The 19513-nt window shown below is 62.7% G+C and carries 16 protein-coding genes; 9 read left to right on the top strand and 7 right to left on the bottom strand.

What is annotated here, in order from left to right; genetic code table 11:
* Positions 1-15 precede the first annotated feature (15 nt).
* The 3 genes from pbpG to J5J83_RS21025 form a co-directional block, all read right to left on the bottom strand.
* Positions 16-1047 (bottom strand): D-alanyl-D-alanine endopeptidase, encoded by a 1032-nt coding sequence (gene pbpG / locus J5J83_RS21035; RefSeq protein ID WP_212352000.1) that lies wholly within the window; start codon positions 1045-1047, stop codon positions 16-18.
* A 164-nt stretch (positions 1048-1211) separates the two neighbouring features.
* On the bottom strand, positions 1212-2366 hold the full coding sequence (locus J5J83_RS21030; protein ID WP_212351999.1) for a patatin-like phospholipase family protein: 1155 nt from the start codon (positions 2364-2366) through the stop codon (positions 1212-1214).
* 63 nt (positions 2367-2429) lie between these two features.
* Positions 2430-4703 (bottom strand): NADP-dependent malic enzyme, encoded by a 2274-nt coding sequence (locus tag J5J83_RS21025; RefSeq protein WP_212351998.1) that lies wholly within the window; start codon positions 4701-4703, stop codon positions 2430-2432.
* 370 nt (positions 4704-5073) lie between these two features.
* Here J5J83_RS21025 and J5J83_RS21020 point away from each other — a divergent pair, with 370 nt between their 5' ends.
* Together J5J83_RS21020 and J5J83_RS21015 are read left to right on the top strand one after the other, a co-directional pair.
* Positions 5074-6921: a phosphoenolpyruvate carboxykinase (GTP) gene (locus J5J83_RS21020; protein WP_212351996.1), complete on the top strand. Its 1848-nt coding sequence runs from the start codon at positions 5074-5076 to the stop codon at positions 6919-6921.
* A 79-nt stretch (positions 6922-7000) separates the two neighbouring features.
* Positions 7001-8176: a pyridoxal phosphate-dependent aminotransferase gene (locus J5J83_RS21015; protein ID WP_212351995.1), complete on the top strand. Its 1176-nt coding sequence runs from the start codon at positions 7001-7003 to the stop codon at positions 8174-8176.
* Positions 8177-8202: 26 nt separating this feature from the next.
* Here J5J83_RS21015 and J5J83_RS21010 read toward each other — a convergent pair whose 3' ends face one another.
* Both J5J83_RS21010 and ampD read right to left on the bottom strand, forming a co-directional pair.
* Entirely contained in the window at positions 8203-8910 is a 708-nt protein-coding gene (locus tag J5J83_RS21010; protein WP_212351994.1) for a transglycosylase SLT domain-containing protein, read from the bottom strand.
* A gap of 284 nt (positions 8911-9194) precedes the next feature.
* A complete protein-coding gene (ampD, locus tag J5J83_RS21005) occupies positions 9195-9773 on the bottom strand; it encodes a 1,6-anhydro-N-acetylmuramyl-L-alanine amidase AmpD (protein WP_212351993.1) in 579 nt (192 codons plus the stop codon).
* Positions 9774-9890: 117 nt separating this feature from the next.
* On the opposite strand from ampD, the gene rfaE2 reads away from it, so the two are divergent.
* The 7 genes from rfaE2 to argB all read left to right on the top strand — a co-directional run bounded on the left by rfaE2 (position 9891) and on the right by argB (position 16451).
* Positions 9891-10391, top strand: a complete 501-nt coding sequence (gene rfaE2, locus J5J83_RS21000; protein ID WP_212351992.1) for a D-glycero-beta-D-manno-heptose 1-phosphate adenylyltransferase — start codon at positions 9891-9893, stop codon at positions 10389-10391.
* 47 nt (positions 10392-10438) lie between these two features.
* Positions 10439-12259 carry a DNA helicase RecQ gene (recQ, locus tag J5J83_RS20995; RefSeq protein ID WP_212351991.1) on the top strand — a complete coding sequence of 607 codons (1821 nt, stop codon included), beginning with the start codon at positions 10439-10441 and terminating at the stop codon, positions 12257-12259.
* Between the two features lie 142 nt (positions 12260-12401).
* Positions 12402-14078 carry a response regulator gene (locus J5J83_RS20990; protein ID WP_212351990.1) on the top strand — a complete coding sequence of 559 codons (1677 nt, stop codon included), beginning with the start codon at positions 12402-12404 and terminating at the stop codon, positions 14076-14078.
* Positions 14075-14452: a ribonuclease domain-containing protein gene (locus tag J5J83_RS20985; RefSeq protein ID WP_212351989.1), complete on the top strand. Its 378-nt coding sequence runs from the start codon at positions 14075-14077 to the stop codon at positions 14450-14452. Before J5J83_RS20990 ends, J5J83_RS20985 begins: the two co-directional genes overlap by 4 nt.
* Positions 14449-14886 carry a barstar family protein gene (locus tag J5J83_RS20980; RefSeq protein ID WP_212351987.1) on the top strand — a complete coding sequence of 146 codons (438 nt, stop codon included), beginning with the start codon at positions 14449-14451 and terminating at the stop codon, positions 14884-14886. Before J5J83_RS20985 ends, J5J83_RS20980 begins: the two co-directional genes overlap by 4 nt.
* Before the next feature lie 140 nt (positions 14887-15026).
* Positions 15027-15446, top strand: a complete 420-nt coding sequence (locus J5J83_RS20975; RefSeq protein ID WP_212351985.1) for an Hsp20/alpha crystallin family protein — start codon at positions 15027-15029, stop codon at positions 15444-15446.
* A gap of 102 nt (positions 15447-15548) precedes the next feature.
* On the top strand, positions 15549-16451 hold the full coding sequence (gene argB / locus J5J83_RS20970; protein WP_212351983.1) for an acetylglutamate kinase: 903 nt from the start codon (positions 15549-15551) through the stop codon (positions 16449-16451).
* A gap of 71 nt (positions 16452-16522) precedes the next feature.
* Here the strand turns inward: argB and cysN are convergent, their stop codons facing one another.
* Both cysN and cysD read right to left on the bottom strand, forming a co-directional pair.
* Positions 16523-18433, bottom strand: a complete 1911-nt coding sequence (gene cysN, locus J5J83_RS20965; RefSeq protein ID WP_212351981.1) for a sulfate adenylyltransferase subunit CysN — start codon at positions 18431-18433, stop codon at positions 16523-16525.
* Entirely contained in the window at positions 18433-19332 is a 900-nt protein-coding gene (gene cysD / locus J5J83_RS20960; RefSeq protein ID WP_212351979.1) for a sulfate adenylyltransferase subunit CysD, read from the bottom strand. Before cysD ends, cysN begins: the two co-directional genes overlap by 1 nt.
* Positions 19333-19513: the final 181 nt, after the last annotated feature.

Genomic DNA, 19513 nt, shown 5'->3' with positions numbered 1-19513 from the left:
GCGCCCTCCTCGCACTCATCCCTGACGGGCTTTGGATGCGGCCGCGACACGCTCTGCCGACTGGAGATCCATCCACTTGCGCACACGTTGTGCATCTGCCGTGCGTGTGTAGCGCCCCGCGGAGTCCATCAGCACGATCACGAACGGCTTGCGGTTGATCCAGGCCTGCATGACGAGGCAGCGCCCCGCCTCGGAGATATAACCGGTCTTGGAAACACCGATTTCCCAGTCGGGATTCTTGACCAAGGAATTGGTGTTGCCGAAGCGTAGTTGCCGCCCCTTGACATCGACGTAACGCTCAGCGGTTGTCGAGAACTCGCGAATCAGCGGATAACGCGCAGCGGCGGCAACGAGGCGAGCCAAGTCTCGCGGGCTCGACACGTTGGCCGGATTGAGGCCAGTGCTGTCATAGAAATGCGTGTCAGACATGCTGAGCAGGCGCGCCTTGATGTTCATCGCATTGACAAAAGCCGCCACCCCGCCCGGATAGTGGCGCGCAAGGGAAGATGCGGCGCGGTTTTCCGACGACATCAGTGCAAGTTGCAGCATCTGTTCGCGCGTCAGGCGGGTACCGACCGACAGGCGCGACCCGGTCCCTTTGATCTGGTCGATGTCTTCCTCGTCGATGGTCAGCTCTTCCGACAGACTGGGACTGGCTTCGAGCACGACCATTGCCGTCATCAGCTTGGTGATCGATGCGATCGGCAGCACGGCCCCGCCATTTTTCTCCAGCAGGACTTCGCCGGTTTCCTGATTTGCCACATAGAACGCCGACGACTTGAGTATCGGATTCCCTTTCGAATCCAGCGCGAGGCCAGCGGCATCGTCGACAGCTGACGCGCCCTGTGCCGCCTTCCTCACCGATGTCTTGATCGCAACCCGCTTTTTCGCCCTGACCGCAGTCTTGGCTACTGATTTAGACTGAACGGCCTTGTTGGTCTTCACAGTCTTAGCAGACTTGTTCGATGCGGCTGCCTCGGCCGGGCTCAGGACGCTAAGCGCCAGCACGCCGGACATCAGTGCAACAAGGAAAAATGGGGGCTTCATTGGCATGCTCGGCAGAAAACGGAAGACAGGTTAATTCTTAACTAAAATAGGAAGATATCAAGCTTTTTTAAAGTAAATTCAAAAAAGACTCGATGAATTGTCCCCTCAACGCGCGAGATCCGCCTTGAGATGACGCAACACCCGACAACATTCGACAGCCTTCATCAGGACATCCGCACGCCGTCGATACGCAGAAAGCCCTCGACCTCTGCCCGCCGCGCCATCGTATCCTGAAAGCCGAGTTCCATCAGCGCCCGCGTGTAGCCGGGCTCGAACAGCAGATAGCTGAGCAGCGTCGACCCCTCACGGCGCATTGCACCGACGCCACGCAGGATCGTGCGCAGCAAGGGGGGCAATGCCTCGCGATGGTGGCCCGCGATGGCATCCAGCCGCTGCGACGGCGAAATCACCAGCGTCTCGATCGGGCGCAATGCCACGCCAGCCGCGGCACGCTGCTCGGGCGTAAATGCACTGACGGTCGAGTTGATCCGGTCCATCCGCTCCAGATCGACGGCAAGCCCATCGAGAAAGATGCTCGACATGGCATGCCCGGCAATCTGCGCCGGAGACGGATAGGCATCGGTTCGCTGGCGCCCCTCCTCGGCCAGCCGCCCGGAGCCGATCACCAGGATACGGTCGGCGCCGAGATGAATGGCCGGACTGATCGGCGCCAGCTGGCGCATGGATCCGTCGCCGAAATACTCGCGATTGATCCGGGTCGCCGGAAAGACGAAAGGGATGGCGCTGGAGGCGAGCAGATGCTCAACCCCCAGACGGGCACGCGCGCCGATCCGTTGCGCCCGGCGCCAGGGCTCAATCGATGGATGTCCCGCGAAAAACGCAATGCTCTCGCCCGAGGTATAGCCCGACACCGTGACACTCAGCGCGTGCAGATGACCGTTCTCAACCGCGCGATCGATTGCCGTAAAATCGAGCGTGCGCTCGAGCAGGGTCTGCAGGGGACTGTTATCCAGCAAGGAACGCGGGGTCTGCCTGACAGCCCAGCCAGCGAAGATTGCCGACCCCCAGCGCAAGCCGGAGCCCAGCAAGGCCAGCGCATCGGTACGATAGACGTGATGCGCCCTGAAATTGCGCCAGATCCACGCCACCTTGCGCACGGCAGCGTTGAAGTCCGCCGAATAGACCGCGAGCGCCGCGGCATTGATGCCGCCCGCGGACGTTCCACACAGAATGGCAAACGGATTGCCGGGTCGCGGGCCACGAATATGACGGATCGCCTGCAACACACCAACCTGGTATGCGGCCCGTGCCCCCCCTCCGGTCAATACCAGCGCAATGCGCCCATTGTTGTCGTCCATGCCTGAGCCCCCCGTGAGCATCATGGCACAGGCACGGATGACGGCGAAACGCTTAAAGCAGCCTCAGCCCTCCTGCCCCGCCTCGACCACCGTGAGCGCGGTCATGTTGATGATCCGGCGCACCGTCGCAGATGGCGTCAGGATGTGTACCGGCTTCGCCGCGCCCAGCAGAATCGGCCCCACGGTCATGCCTTCGCCGGCGGCGCACTTGAGCAGGTTGAAGGCGATGTTCGCCGCATCCAGCGTGGGGAAGATCAACAGGTTGGCGTCTTCGCGCATGCGCGCGTTGGGGAAGATCTGCATGCGGTGCCTGGCATCGAGCGCCGAATCGCCGTGCATTTCACCCTCGACCTGCAGCTCGGGATGCTGTTCATGCAACATGCGCAATGCGGTTCGCATTTTCTCCGCGGTCGGCGAATCGGCCGAACCGAAGGACGAGTGCGACAGCAGGGCGATACGGGGCTCGATGCCGAAGCGCTTCATTTCCTCGGCGGCGAGGCAGGTCATTTCGACCACCTGCTCAGGCGTCGGGTCGTAGTTGACATAGGTATCGGCAAGGAACAGCGTGCGCCCGGGCAGGTTGAGCAGGTTCAGCGTGTAGCAGTTCTTCGCCCCGGCACGGCGCCCGAGCACGGTCTCGACAAAGTCCAGATGCAGCCGGTGCATGCCGTAGGTGCCGCAGATCAGGCCGTCGCCATAACCGAACTTGAGCAGCAGGGAGCCGATCAGCGTGGTGCGACGGCGCACTTCCTTCTTCGCGTACTCCACCGAGACGCCCTTGCGCTCCATCAACGAATGATAGTGCTCCCACAGTTCGTGGAAACGGGGGTCGGACTCGGGATTGACCATCTCGAAGTCGCGCTCGGCCTCAATGCGCAGGCCGAAGCGCTTGATGTTGTTGGTCACGATCTCGGGACGTCCGATCAGGATCGGCCGCGCCAGTCCCTCGTCCACCACAGTCTGCACAGCGCGCAGCACCTTCTCGGACTCGCCCTCGGAGAAGATGATGCGCTTGGGCGCGCTCTTGGCGGCGGCAAACACCGGCTTCATGATCAGCCCGGAGTGCCACACGAAGTTGTTCAGTTGCGCGCGATACGCATCCCAGTCGGTAATGGGGCGGGTGGCCACGCCCGAGGCCATCGCCGCTTCGGCCACGGCCGGGGCGATCTTGACGATCAGGCGCGGATCGAACGGGCGCGGAATGATGTACTCGGTGCCGAAGCCCGATACCTTTTCGCCGTAAGCCGCGGCGACGATGTCGCTTTGCTCGGCGCGCGCCAATTCTGCGATCGCCTTCACCGCCGCAAGCTTCATCTCATCCGTGATGGTGGTGGCACCGACGTCCAGCGCGCCGCGGAAAATGAAAGGGAAGCACAGCACGTTGTTGACCTGGTTCGGGTAGTCCGAACGCCCGGTCGCGATGATGGCGTCGTCGCGCACGGCCAGCACCTCTTCGGGCAGGATCTCCGGGGTCGGATTGGCCAACGCCAGGATCAGCGGTTTGGGCGCCATCTTCGCCACCATTTCGCGCTTGATCACGCCGCCGGCAGATAGTCCCAGCACGACGTCCGCGCCTTCGATGATGTCGGCCAGCTTGCGCGCGTCGGTCTTCTTGGCGTAACGCGCCTTGATCGGGTCCATCAGCGTGGTGCGGCCTTCGTAGACCACGCCCTCGATGTCGGTCACCCAGATGTTCTCCACCGGGATCCCCAGCATCACCAGCAGGTCGAGGCAGGCCAATGCCGCAGCGCCTGCGCCGGAGGTGACGAGCTTGACCTTGTCGAGCGCCTTGCCCTGCATCTTGAGGCCATTGAGGATGGCCGCACCGACGACGATCGCCGTGCCATGCTGGTCGTCATGGAAGACCGGGATCTTCATCCGCTCGCGCAGCTTGCTCTCGATGTAGAAGCACTCGGGCGCTTTGATGTCCTCGAGGTTGATGCCGCCGAAGGTCGGCTCGAGCGCGGCGATCATGTCGATGAGCTTGTCCGCGTCGGGCTCGTTGATCTCGAGGTCGAACACATCGATGCCGGCAAACTTCTTGAACAGCACCCCCTTGCCCTCCATCACCGGCTTGGCCGCGAGCGGGCCGATGTTGCCCAGCCCGAGCACCGCCGTGCCGTTGGTGATCACGCCGATCAGGTTACTGCGCGAGGTGAGGTTGGCCGCTTCGGCCGGGTCTTCGACGATCGCATCGCAGGCCGCAGCCACACCAGGCGAATAGGCCAGCGACAGGTCGCGCTGGTTGGACAATACCTTGGTGGGCGTAACCGAGATCTTGCCCGGGCGCGGATAGCGATGGTAGTCGAGCGCCGCAGCGCGAATCAGTTCATCCATGATGTGTCTTCCGTCTCGTCGATGTTGTGGTTGTTGTGCGCTTTATTCTGGGCCGGCAATCGGCACAACGCCAGGTGCCGCACCGTCTCACAGGCGAATCATACACCCGTGAAATGCACTTTCACATTGCGAAATGCAACTTTCCGATACTGCGCCTTTTCCGGAAAATGCGACCCGTGGCATAATGTTAGGCTTTCATCGGCTGCGATTAATCTTCGTATTTTCCGCATGCCGTATTGCAGGATGCATAGATTGGCGCCTGCGCCGACCTCTTTCATCCTGGTGCCCGCCGGCCACACGGCCTCTCGAGTGCGATCAGGCTCGACCGACGGGAAAGGTTTCGCTTGAGCAACCTGGAGAGCTTTTCGCCATGAGTCAACGCTTCGCCGACGCAGCCCTGGCTGCAGCACCCGATTATGTCCGTCACGAAGGCCTGAAGAAGTGGGTCGCGGAAATCGCCACCCTCACCGAACCGGACCGGGTCGTCTGGTGCGACGGCTCCCAAGAAGAATACGACCGCCTGTGCGCCGAAATGGTCGAGTCGGGCATGCTGATCAAGCTCAACCCGGAAAAGCGCAAGAACTCCTACCTCGCGTTTTCCGACCCGTCCGATGTGGCGCGCGTCGAGGACCGCACCTTCATCTGCTCGAAGGACAAGGATGATGCCGGCCCCACCAACAACTGGGAAGAGCCGGCCAAGATGCGCGGTACCCTGAACGAATTGTTCAAGGGCTCGATGCACGGGCGCACGATGTACGTCATCCCCTTCTCGATGGGCCCGCTGGGCTCGCCGATCGCCCATATCGGCATCGAGATCTCCGACAGCCCCTACGTCGTCACCAACATGCGCACGATGACGCGCATGGGCAAGGGCGTGTTCGACGTGCTCGGCAGCAGTGGCGAGTTCGTTCCCTGCGTGCACTCGGTCGGTGCCCCCATTGCGCACGGCGAAAAGGACAGCCGCTGGCCGTGCAACCCGACTACAAAGTACATCGTCCACTTCCCCGAGACCCGCGAGATCTGGTCCTACGGCTCGGGCTACGGCGGCAACGCGCTGCTGGGCAAGAAGTGCTTTGCGCTGCGCATCGCCTCCACCATGGCGCGCGACGAAGGCTGGCTGGCCGAGCACATGCTCATCCTGGGCGTGGAAAACCCCCAGGGCGAGAAGACCTACGTTGCGGCGGCTTTCCCGTCGGCCTGCGGCAAGACCAACTTTGCCATGCTGATCCCGCCCAAGAGCTTCAACGGCTGGAAGATCACCACGGTCGGTGACGACATCGCCTGGATCAAGCCGGGCAAGGACGGCAAGTTCTACGCCATCAACCCGGAAGCCGGCTTCTTCGGTGTCGCCCCCGGCACCTCCGAGAAGACCAACTTCAACGCCATGGCCACGCTGAAGGAAAACATCATCTTCACCAACGTCGCGCTGACCGACGACGGCGATGTGTGGTGGGAAGGCATGAGCAAGGAAGCGCCCGCTCACCTGATCGACTGGCAGGGCAAGGACTGGACGCCCGAGATTGCCAAGGAAACCGGTCGCAAGGCCGCACACCCGAATTCGCGCTTCACTGCGCCCGCCGGACAGTGCCCGTCGATCGACACCAACTGGGAAAACCCCGAAGGCGTGCCGATCTCGGCCTTCATCTTCGGTGGCCGCCGCGCCACTACCGTGCCGCTGGTCTACCAGGCGTTCAACTGGAACTACGGCGTCTATATGGCGGCCACGCTCGGCTCCGAAACCACTGCTGCAGCCTTCGGCGCGCAGGGCGTCGTCCGCCGCGACCCGTTCGCGATGCTGCCGTTCTGCGGCTATCACATGGGCGACTACTTCAACCACTGGTTGAGAATGGGCCACGCGGTCGAGAACACGCCCAAGATCTTCTGCGTAAACTGGTTCCGCATGAACGAGAAGGGTGAATTCATGTGGCCCGGTTTCGGCGAGAACATGCGCGTGCTGAAGTGGATCGTCGATCGTTGCAAGGGCAACATTGCCGCCAAGGAAACCGCGCTGGGCTGGATGCCGCGTTTCGAGGATCTCGACTGGACCGATGCAGAAGTCAGCAAGGCCGAGTTCGATGCGCTGACGGCCGTCGACACCGAAGCCTGGAAGCAGGAACTGGCGCTGCACAAGGAATGGTTCGACAAGCTGCAGGATCGGCTGCCCAAGCAGTTCGCCCTCAAGCGCGAACTGTTCGAACTGGCCATGAACGCCGATTGAGTCCGCGCCGGCCCCGCAGGGCCGGCATGGGCGACAAAGCGCCGCATTGTCGGCGCTTTTTTCATTTCAGGAGCTTCGGATGACACCCACGCGCCTCGCCAACCGGATGAAGGACATTCAACCCTTCCATGTCATGGAGTTGTTGCGCCGCGCGCGCGAACTGCAAGCGGCGGGACGGGACATCATCCACATGGAGGTCGGCGAACCCGATTTTCCCACGCCGCAACCGATGATCGACGCTGCCACACGATTCATCGCGGGCGGTGATGTCCACTACACACCCGGACTCGGACTGACTGCGCTGAGGGAAGCGATCTCGTGCTTCTATCAGACCCGCTTCAATGCCGACATCTCCCCCGAACGCATCATCGTCACCGCCGGCGCCTCGGGCGCGCTGATGCTGGCACTGGCAGCAACGACCAGCCCCGGCGACGAATGGCTGATTCCGGATCCGGGTTACCCGTCGAACCGTCACATGGTGCGCAGTTTCGAAGGCACCGCCACCGTCATTCCGGTCGACGCCACCACGCGCTATCAGCCGACGACGCACCAGATCGAGCGCGCATGGACCGAGCACACCTGCGGACTGATGGTGGCCACGCCCTCCAACCCCACCGGGACGGTGCTGAGTGCGGACGAGCTGCTCCAACTGCAGCGCTGCACGCAGGCGCGCGGCGGTTTGCTGCTCGTCGACGAAATCTACCAGGGACTGACCTACGGCGTTGACAGCTCGACTGCGCTCGCGCAATCCACGCTGGCAGCGGCCAACAACCTGTTCGTGGTGAACAGCTTTTCGAAGTACTTCGGCATGACCGGCTGGCGGCTGGGCTGGCTGGTGGCCCCTCAGGCCTATGTAAGGGAGATCGAGAAGCTCGCGCAACACTTCTTCATCTCCGCCTCCACCCCCGCGCAATACGCTGCGCTCGCCGCCTTCGAACCACACACGCTGGAGATACTGGAACAACGGCGCCAGGTATTCGAAGAAAGGCGCAACGTCCTCCTGCCCGCATTGCGCGAGCTGGGATTCAACATCCGGACCGAGCCACAAGGTGCGTTCTACATCTATGCCGACGTTTCTGGCCTGGCCACCGACAGCGAGCACCTCGCCCGCCGCCTGATCGAAGATGCCAGCGTTGCAACCACGCCCGGACTCGACTTCGGCCACCATCTACCGCGCCAGCATCTACGCATCGCCTACACGACACGAAGCGAGCGGCTGCTCGAAGCAGTCGCTCGCATGCGTACCGTACTGTAAGCCACCGATCGGGGCCGGGGCGCGAATCAGGCTGCGCTGCCGGCCTTACGCCCAGCGGCCGTATTGAGGCGCTGCTTCATGGCCAGCACCTTGCGCGCATAGGCCGCAGCTGGATCACTCAATGCTCCGCCGTAGTATTGCAGGGCCGACTGCAAGCTGCCGTAGCGGCGCAGCCCCTCCTGCAGGACCAGGGTGCCGACGCGCACATTGAGCTCGGGGTCGAACAGGGCATCCTTGCCGCCATCATCACCGATCTTGTCCATGTGAAAGCGCGGAATCACCTGCATCAAGCCCTGTGCACCGGCCTGACTCTCGGCAAAGGGATTGAAGCTCGATTCGACCGCCATGACCGCAACGATCAGCAAGGGATCGATTCCCACATGCTTGCCCGCCTCTTCGGCCGCCTGCAGCACCGGTTCGAGCGCGACGGTGGACACCTTGTAGCGGCGCGACACCCAGTCGCGAACGCGGGACATCTCCCGCGACAGCGCCAGATCCTCTTCAGTCTCGGGCGCGGCGACGGCAACCGGCGCCGACGCGGTCTGAGGCACTTCTGCCGCACTCGCCTCGGACACCAGCGCATCGAAGGACGTGGTCCGCTCCTCGTCGAAGCGGCCGGAGCCGATGAACACCACGGCCACCAGACCAAGGGCAAGCAAACTGCCATGGACCATACGAAACAAACCCGTACCGGCAGTTCGCCAGATACGCTCAACAGACGTTGCGTTTTTCATGCTGCCCTCCATGCTGTGGCCAGAGCAGATCGCGATCGGGTTCTGGTAAGAACCGCGACAAACCCGGGGTGGTCACCCGGAATGGGGGCGGCGTCGGGGCCGGTAAGCCGCGAAGCCGTGCGAATCGCTCGGTCGCCAGTAGGTGTAAGACGGGGGCCGCAACCAGACCCCTATCCCGCGGTGCGCATGTTCATGACTGAAAGTGCCTCGTCACAATGCGACGGATGGCAACGCACCGAAATTGATGGATTTGCAAGAATGCTGCGATGCAATGCGAGCGGAGTCTATTGATCTGATTGACTTTTGTCAAAAGCGTGATGTTGCGAATGTGCCACAACTCGCAGTCGCCCCCAGTCAAAGCAAGGCCCTGGGTCCGTCTTTCGACCCGGCGCGATGTCGGAATGGCCGGCGATTTCAGCCGTCGGATAGCGCCGCAGCAGGCGTTTGAGCAAACGATCGAGCGCGTCGTACTGCGCCAGTTCGAAGGGAAGACGGTCGCAGCCTTCAAGCTCGACACCGATCGAAAAGTCATTGCAGCGTTCGCGCCCCCGCCAGCTCGACACCCCGGCGTGCCACGCACGCGCCTCGGTGGGCACGAACTGGATCAGTTCGCCGTCGCGGCGGATGAAGAAATGCGCGGATACGCGCAAGTGCCGGATCGTTTCATAGTAGGGGTCCTCGGCAGGATCGAGGGTATTGGTGAACAGCTGCACCACGCCCGGCCCGCCGAACCGGTCGGGCGGCAGGCTGATGGCGTGGATGACGATGAGCGACACGCGCTCGCCCGCCGGCCGCGCATCGAAATTGGGCGACACGACCCGTCTGACGCCGCGCAGCCACCCCTTCGAGCTTTTCTCCGTCAATGTGGAACCCCGCAATGGATGAACGGGGGAGGAATTCTAGTCCACCGCGGCAGATGCGACAGCTGCGCTGGCGCTGCGGTTACAATCGTGCCCCGGCCATTCATGCTGCACTGCTTCATGACCTATCCTCGCCCGTCCTTCGAATCCAAGCTCTGCGCCCCCGAAACACTGGCCATGCGCTGCGCGCAACTGCCCAGGCCGCTGGTCTTCACCAACGGCTGCTTCGACATCCTGCATCGAGGGCATGTGACCTACCTCGCGCAGGCCCGATCGCTGGGTGCGGCCATGGTCGTGGCGCTCAATACCGACGCGTCGGTCAAGCGTCTTGGCAAGGACGGAGAACGTCCGATCAACGCGCTGGAAGACCGCGTGGCGGTCATGGCTGCACTGGAAAGCGTCGACCTCGTGACGTGGTTCGATGCCGACACGCCGCTCGAGTGCATTCTGTCCGCGCGCCCGGACATCCTGGTCAAGGGCGGCGACTGGGCGCCGGAAGCCATTGTTGGCGCGGCCGCGGTACGGGCCCGTGGGGGGCAGGTCCATTCCATTCCGTTCGAATTCGATCGTTCGACAACAAACCTGATCGCCCGCATTCGCGCCAGCGGGGACGACCGTTGAGCCGCCCGGCCGACTGCGCCGCGCCGATGCGGTTAAACTGACGCCCGATGGCCACGCAAGCCCCCTCCGCCCTTCACATACTGGAACACGTTTTCGGCTATACCGCCTTTCGCGGTGAGCAGGGTGCCGTCGTCGACCACGTTGCAGGCGGCGGCGATGCCCTGGTGCTGATGCCGACTGGCGGCGGCAAGTCCCTGTGCTATCAGGTTCCCGCACTGATGCGGGAGGGCACGGCCATCGTGGTCTCGCCCCTGATCGCGCTGATGCATGACCAGGTCAGCGCGCTGGTCGAAGCCGGCGTCAGCGCGGCCTTTCTGAACTCGAGCCTGGATGCGGATACGGCGCGCGCGGTCGAGCGTGCGCTCTACGACGGCAGCCTCGACCTGCTCTATGTCGCGCCCGAGCGCCTGATGACGCCGCGCTTTCTCGACCAGCTGGACCATCTGCGCGATACCAACCGCCTGTCGCTTTTCGCCATCGACGAAGCCCACTGCGTGTCGCAATGGGGACACGACTTCCGCCCCGAATACCTGCAGCTTTCCATCCTGCCCGAGCGCTACCCGTCCATTCCACGCCTTGCGCTCACGGCGACCGCCGATCGGCAGACGCGCGAAGAGATCGCCACCCGCCTGCGCCTGGACGGGGCACGTCGTTTCATCTCGAGCTTCGACCGGCCCAATATCCGTTACACCATCGTGGAGAAGGACGATCCGCGCCGCCAACTGCTCGGCTTCATCCGCGAGGAATACCCCTCCGACGCCGGCATCGTCTATTGCCTGTCGCGGCGCAAGGTCGAGGAAACGGCCGCCTGGCTGCAGGAACAGGGCATCAACGCGCTTCCCTATCACGCCGGCCTCGGCCAGGAGCTGCGGGCACATCATCAGAACCGCTTCCTGCGTGAGGACGGGATCGTGATGGTGGCGACCATTGCCTTCGGCATGGGCATCGACAAGCCCGACGTGCGCTTCGTCGCCCACCTCGACCTTCCGCGCTCGATCGAAGGCTATTATCAGGAAACCGGCCGCGGCGGGCGCGACGGCCTTCCAGCGCAGGCGTGGATGGCCTGGGGCGCGCAGGACGTGGTCCAGCAACGTCGCATGATCGACGAGTCCGAAGGCAGCGAGGAGTTCAAACGCCTGGCGCGAAACCGGCTCGAGGTCCTGGTTGGTCTTGTCGAGGCAACGAGCTGTCGCCGCCAGCACCTGCTTGCCTATTTCGGCGAGAGCGCCGAACCATGCGGCAACTGCGACAACTGCCTCAGTCCGCCACAGACATGGGATGCCACCGACGCGGCGCGCAAGGCGTTGTCCTGCGTCTATCGGACCGGTCAGCGCTACGGCGCCGGGCACCTCATCGACGTGTTGCGCGGCGAACGTACCGAAAAAGTGCTCGAACGCGGCCACGAGCAGATCAGCACCTTCGGCATCGGCAGCGAGCTCGACGAGAAGCGCTGGCGCACGGTGTTCAGGCAACTGGTGGCGCGCGAACTGGTTGCGGTGGACCACGAACGCTACAACGCGCTTGCACTCACCGACCTTGCGCGTCCGCTCCTGCGCGGCGAAGCCGAATTCCTGCTCAGGCTGCCCACTGAGAAGACGCGCGGCAAAAGCCGGCGCAGTGCCGCGCGGCTCGACATCCCCGGCGGCATCCCGACCACCCTGTTCGACAGCCTGCGAGCATGGCGCGCCGCGCTGGCCAAGGAGCGCAACGTACCTGCCTACGTGATCTTCCACGACGCCACCTTGCGCGAAATTGCACTCGCCCGTCCGGACTGCATGGCTGCCCTGGGCGGAATCACCGGCATCGGCGACCGCAAGCTCGAAGCATACGGAGAGGATATATTGCGCGTGGTTGCCGAAACCGGCTGATGACGCAACAGCCGCGACAGCGCCTGGCGCTGCCCCTGATGCGGATCGAGCGGTATGCATTTCACTCAAGATTCTGGCCGCGGATGCCGTAAGCTTCGTTATCGCTTTCTCCTGCATCCAGCGCACAACGGACCCCCTGTCCATGGCCTCACTCGACCAACTCCGCGTTCTCGTCATCGAAAGCCAGCCCACCATGCGGACGCAGCTTCGCGCGATGCTGGCGTCGATCGGCATGGACGAGGTCCAGTTCGCGGTGTCGGCGGGTATGGCGGTGCGGCGCCTGCGCGAACAACGCTACGACCTGATCCTGTGCGAATACAACCTCGGCGATGGCCAGGACGGACAGCATCTGCTCGAAGATCTACGCACCCACGATGTCATCCCGCTCGACACCCTGTTCGTGATGATCTCCAGCGAGCGCAACTACGAGCGAATCGTCAGCACGGCAGAGCTCGCACCCAATGACTACATTCTCAAGCCGCTGGCCGCCGAAGCGCTGCGCGCGCGACTGCTGCGCGCGCTGGACAAGCGCGACGCGTTCGTGCCCGCGTGGCGGCTGATGGCCATTGGCGACTTGGTCGATGCCATCGCCTACTGCAAGAAAGCCATGGATGACTTTCCGCTCTACATCGTCGATCTGATGCGCCTGCAGGCAGAGCTGCACGTCGCCGCCGGCCAGATCAGCGAAGCGGAAACCCTCTATCGTGAAATCCTGCAGGGCAAGTACATCCCGTGGGCACGCTTGGGCCTGGCGCGTGCGCTTCATCTGCAGAAGAAGACGGCGGAGGCCACTGAGATCCTTGGCGAGCTGATCGCGGAAAACGACAACTTCATCGCCGCCTACGACCTGCTGGCCCGCATACGCGAGGAAACCGGCAGCCCGGAGGTGGCGCGCGACGTGCTGCGCACCGCCACCGAACGCTCCCCCTACCGGCTCCGGCGGCTTCGCCACCTCGGCGAGCTGTCGCTGGCGATCAATGATGCGCCTGCGGCAGAGGCTGCCCTGGCGGAGGTGGTGCGCAAGGGCAAGTACTCGGACTTTCGTGACCCGGAGGACCATGTCCGTCTGGTTCAAGCCCAGTTGGCGATGAATCGCCCCGATAGCGCGAGCGCCACGATCAACGACCTCGAGCGCTCCATGGGTGGTCAGCCCAAGGCCGACCTGTGCAAGGCCCTGTCCAGCGCGATGCTGCATTCCCACACCGGAAATGCAGCCGGCGCCCGTGATGCCTTACTGGGCGCTGCCAAGGCTGCACGCGGTGCGGCCAGTATGTCGGTTGGCCTCAAGCAGGAGTTGATCAAGGCATGTTTCGACCAGAAGCTCGGTGACGCCGGCAGCGAGATGGTGATGGATATTCTGCGCACCTCGGCCGATGAGCGCACCGTAGAGAGCACCCGTGCACTGCTCAAGTCCCGCGGCCTCGAGAGCCTGTCGAAGGACATCGAGCAACGTATCCAGAACGAAGTAAAGGAACTGATCTCGGTCGGAGCGGAGAAAGCGCATGCCGGCGATTTTGACGGTGCGGTGGCGGAAATGATGAATGCGGCACGCAAGATGCCCGGCAATCCGCATGTTCTGTTCAACGCGGCACTCGCCTTGCTGCGACACATCGAACACCGGGGCTGGAACGAGGCCTTCGCCAAGCAGGCGCGGGCATTGATCGATCGCGCGCGCAAGCTCTCGCCGGCCAGCAACCGGCTCAGTGCGATCAGCGAATTCATGCACGGGCTGATCAAGCGCTACGGCATCCGCCCCGAACGCATTGTCGATACAGCGGACAAGGCCGCCCTGTTCCGCGCGGGCAATGGCCGCAGATGATCAGCAGCCGATTTCTGAAGGGCCTGCGTCGGGCACTCGGCCTCGCCCCCCTGCTGGTGGCCCTCGCCGCCTGCAACCCGACGGCGCAAGGCACAGCAGACGCGGCAGACCTCCCGCCGGAAGCCACGACCACCCTCGCGCTCATTCGCGCCGGCGGCCCCTTCCCGTATCGCAAGGACGGCAGCGTCTTTCAAAACCGCGAACGCATGCTGCCCGAAAAGCCGCGTGGCTACTATCGCGAATACACCGTTCCCACGCCCGGATCACCGGACCGCGGCGCGCGGCGTATCGTGACCGGCGGCGAGCCGCCCGAGATCTACTATTACACGGGTGACCACTATCGCAGCTTCCGTCGGATATCGCCCCGCCCATGAATGCATCCACTCCCCCCATCCCTTTGACCACGCTGCTTGCCGATTGCAGTCGCGCCGGCGTGCGCCCGCTGCCGCCGGACAGCGCCAACCGAATCGCTGCCGCCGCCACCGCGCTGGGCTTCTCCTGTGCCCGCATCGATCTCGGCGCATGCGCGGACAAGCGCGCCTTGCTCGAGCAGATCGCAAAGGGGCTCGATTTTCCCGATTGGTTCGGCTGCAACTGGGACGCACTCGCGGACTGCCTGGACGATCTGAGCTGGCGCACAGCCCCGGGACATATCGTGGTACTGGAACGGGCCGGTGCGTTTCGTGAACACCATCGCGAGGACTTCGAGACCCTACTGCAAATCCTGCGCGAATCGGCCACATTCTGGGCAGGAGTGCACGTGCCTTTGTGGGCATTCGTGGACCTCGGCGGCTCGCAGCCAGCCTGAGCCTGCCGCTGCGCACGATACTGCCGCCCAGGCGTGTGACGGATGGATGCCCAAATTCGCCCTTGAAACTACTTGCCGCGCCCCTATATTTGTGGTGAAGCCGGACGACCCCGGCGACTACCAAGACAAGGAGAGCGAAGATGAACAACCTGACCCGTCGTGATCCACTCGATGATCTGTTCCGTGGATTCTTCGTACGCCCGGTCGATTTTGGCCAGGGCACCAACACCGAAGCACCGCAGATGCGCGTCGATGTCAAGGAGAACGCCGAAGGCTACGACGTACACGCCGAACTGCCGGGCATGAAGAAGGAAGACATCCACGTCCATATCGACGGCCCCGTGGTGTCGATCAGTGCCGAACGCAAGCAGGACAAGGAAGTCAAGGATGGCGAACGCGTGCTGCGCACCGAGCGCTACTTCGGCAAGGTCTCGCGCAGCTTCCAGCTCGGGCAGGATGTGGACGAGGCCAAGGCGAGTGCCAAGTTCAATGATGGTGTGCTCGAACTGAGCCTGCCGAAAAAGCTCGCTGCACAAGCCAAGCGTCTGGCAATCGACTGATTTCTGCCTTTGCGACACCCTGCAAGCGGAAGACCGAGGTCTTCCGCTTTTTGTTTCCATCGGCGACCACTACAATCGGGACATCGTTTCCGGAGAAACCCGATGTCCGCTGTCAGCCCCACCGCCTCCATCGCCCCCGCACTCAAGGCAGAAATCCTCGCCGAAGCGCTCCCCTACATCAAGCGCTTCTTCGACAAGACCATCGTCATCAAGTATGGCGGCAACGCCATGACCGATCCCAAGCTCAAGGACTGCTTTGCACGCGATGTCGTCCTGCTCAAGCTCGTCGGCCTCAATCCCGTCGTCGTCCATGGTGGCGGCCCGCAGATCGAAAGCCTGCTCGCGCGCGTCGGCAAGAAGGGCGAGTTCATCCAGGGTATGCGTGTTACCGACGCCGAAACCATGGAAGTGGTCGAAATGGTGCTCGGCGGCCAGGTCAACAAGGAAATCGTCAACCTGATCAACAAACATGGCGGCAAGGCAGTCGGCCTCACCGGCAAGGACGCCAGCTTCATCCGCGCCAAGAAGCTGTTGATGCAGAAACTCGACGCCCCGCTCGGCGATCTGGTCGACGTCGGTCAGGTGGGCGAAATCACCACCATCGATCCCAGCCTGATCTCCTTTCTCGACCAGGGCGACTTCATTCCGGTGATCGCGCCGATCGGTGTCGGCGAAGAAGGCGAAACCTACAACATCAACGCCGACGTCGTCGCCGGCAAGCTCGCCGAGATCCTCAAGGCCGAAAAACTGGTGCTGCTGACCAACACTCCGGGCGTGCTCGACAAGGCCGGCAACCTGCTCACCGGCCTCACTCCGCGCCAGATCGACGATCTCGTAGCCGACGGCACCCTGTCGGGGGGCATGCTGCCCAAGATCGGTTCAGCGCTCGATGCCGCGCGTAACGGCGTGAAGTCGGTGCACATCATCGACGGCCGGGTAGAGCACTGCCTGCTGCTGGAGATTCTCACCGACCACGGGGTGGGGACGATGATCAAGAGCAAGTAGACAGCAAGACGGCCCGCATACCGCGCGGGCCGTCATCATCCGTCAAATATGCAGCGTCCTGAAGGGCGCTGTCATCCCTCCCCCAGCAGCCCCCGCGCGGTCAGCGCCCGGATCACGGCGTCAGCCGCTTCATCGGGTGTCATCGTCGAGGTGTCAAGCCGGATCTCCGGGCTTTCCGGCACCTCGTAAGGCGAATCGATTCCGGTGAAATTCTTCAGGTCGCCACTTCTCGCCTTCTTGTACAGTCCTTTGACATCGCGCTGCTCGACGACGTGCAGCGGCGCATCGACGAAGACCTCCAGGAACTCCCCTTCCTGCACCAGCCCACGCGCCATCTTGCGCTCGGCCCGGAAAGGCGAGATGAAGGCGGTCAGCACCACCAGACCGGCATCGACCATCAAGCGCGCAACCTCCGCCACCCGCCGGATATTCTCCACGCGGTCCGCATCGGTAAAGCCGAGATCTTTGTTGAGGCCGTGGCGCACATTGTCACCATCGAGCAGATAGGTGTGCTTTCCGGCTGCGAGCAAGCGCTTTTCGACCAGATTCGCCACGGTCGATTTGCCGGCGCCCGACAGACCGGTGAACCAGAGCACGCAAGGCGTCTGACCCTTGATCGAGGCCCGCGCGGCCTTGTCGACATCGACGTGCTGCAGATGAATGTTGTGCGATCGACGCAGGGCAAAATGGATCAGGCCGGCACCGACAGTGCCGTTCGCCAGCCGGTCGATGAGGATGAAGCCACCGGTATCGCGATTCTCGGCATAGGGGTCGAACGGAATCACCCGGTCCAGACTGATGTTGCATACACCGATGGCATTGAGTTCGAGCTTCTTCGCGGCGACATGCTCCAGCGTATTGACATTGACCTGATACTTGATGTCCGTCACCGTTGCGGTCACCGTTCGCGTACCGATCTTCAACAGGTAAGGACGCCCCGCCAGGAGCGGCTCCTCGCTCATCCACACGATCACCACTTCGAACTGATCCGCGGTGGCGGCAGGTGCGAGCGCATTCGAGATCATGTCGCCGCGCGAGATGTCGATCTCGTCGGCCAGGGTGAGCGTGACCGACTGCCCGACAACCGCCTCGTCGAGATCGCCATCACGCGTAACGATTCGCGCCACCGTGCTTTCCTTGCCCGAGGGCTGGACTCTCACCCGGTCTCCCGGGCGAACGCTGCCGCCGGCAATCGTCCCGGCAAAGCCCCTGAAATCGAGATCGGGCCGGTTGACCCACTGCACCGGCAATCGGAACGCAGCCCGCTGCATGCGCATCTCGTCGATCTCGACCGTCTCCAGGTAAGCCATCAGCGTCGGACCGTGGTACCAGGGCGTACGCTCGCTCGGGGCCGTGATGTTGTCCCCCTTGACCGCAGACATCGGGATGAAGGTCACATCCTGCAATCCGATCTGGCGAGCGAACTCGAGATAGTCATCGACAATCTTCGAAAAGACCGGCTCGGCGTAGTCGACCAGATCCATCTTGTTGATCGCCACCACCACATGCCGGATGCCGATCAGGGACACCAGATAAGTGTGTCTCCGCGTCTGCGTCAGCACGCCCTTGCGCGCATCGACCATGACGATTGCGGCATCGGCCGTCGACGCCCCGGTCACCATGTTGCGGGTATATTGCTCGTGCCCCGGCGTATCGGCCACGATGAACTTGCGCCTGTCAGTGGAGAAGAAGCGGTAGGCGACGTCGATAGTGATGCCCTGCTCGCGCTCGGCAGCCAGTCCATCCACGAGCAGGGCGAAATCGATCGCCTCGCCCTGCGTACCCCATTTCTTCGAGTCCGCCTCTATGGCGGCGAGCTGATCCTCGAAGAGCATCTTGGACTCATAGAGCAGGCGCCCGATGAGCGAACTCTTGCCGTCATCCACACTGCCACAGGTGATGAAGCGCAACAGACTCTTGTGTTCGTGGTTCTTCAGGTACTGATCGATATCGGTCGCGATGAGGTCAGAGACGTGGGCCATCAGAAATATCCTTCCTGCTTCTTCTTTTCCATGGATGCAGCCGAATCGTGATCGATGACCCGCCCCTGGCGCTCCGAACTCCGGGTCAGGAGCATCTCCTGGATGATCGCCGGCAGCGTGTCCGCTGAAGACTCGATCGCGCCGGTGAGCGGATAACAGCCCAGGGTACGAAACCGCACCCTGCGCATTTGCGGAACCTCGCCTTGCCGTAGCGGCATGCGTTCGTCGTCGACCATGATCAGACTGCCGTCGCGCTCGACGACAGGTCGCTCGGCAGCGAAATAGAGGGGCACGATGGGCACCTTTTCAAGGTGGATGTACTGCCAGATATCGAGTTCGGTCCAGTTCGAGATCGGAAACACCCGGATCGACTCGCCTTTGCGCTTGCGTGTGTTGTAGAGCTTCCACAGCTCCGGTCGCTGACTTTTCGGGTCCCACCGGTGCTGATCGCTACGGAACGAAAAGATGCGCTCCTTGGCCCGCGATTTCTCTTCGTCGCGCCGAGCACCGCCGAAGGCGACATCGAAGCCATACTTGTCGAGCGCCTGCTTCAGCCCCTCGGTTTTCATGATATCGGTATGGATGGCCGATCCATGGGTAAACGGGTTGATGTCCTTCTCGATCCCTTCCGGATTGACATGCACGAGCAAGCGCAATCCAAGTTCGCTCACCATCCGGTCGCGGAACGCATACATGTCCCGGAACTTCCACCGCGTATCGACATGAAGCAGCGGAAACGGGGGCACGGCAGGGTAGAAAGCCTTCATGGCGAGGTGCAACATGACGGCGCTGTCCTTGCCGATGGAGTAGAGCATCACCGGGTTGTCAGCTTCCGCCACCACTTCGCGCATGATGTGGATACTCTCGGCCTCCAGCCGCTGCAGGTGAGTCAGGGTCATTTTGCATCTCGAGTTAGTAAACGTGGTGCATACGGGCCGTGGCGTCCGAATCTGCGCGTGCGAACGCCCGGATGCGTTCCCGGCAAGCGGAACTAGTTCATGAACGCGCGACATTAAACCCGCTTTCGATCGCATGGAATATAAAAGTAATCGCTAGAATGCGACATGCTTTTTCTCACAT

The sequence above is a fragment of the Azoarcus sp. L1K30 genome (assembly GCF_018122735.1).
Taxonomy (GTDB): Bacteria; Pseudomonadota; Gammaproteobacteria; order Burkholderiales; family Rhodocyclaceae; genus Parazoarcus.
This window is presented reverse-complemented; position numbering and strand designations above follow the sequence as displayed.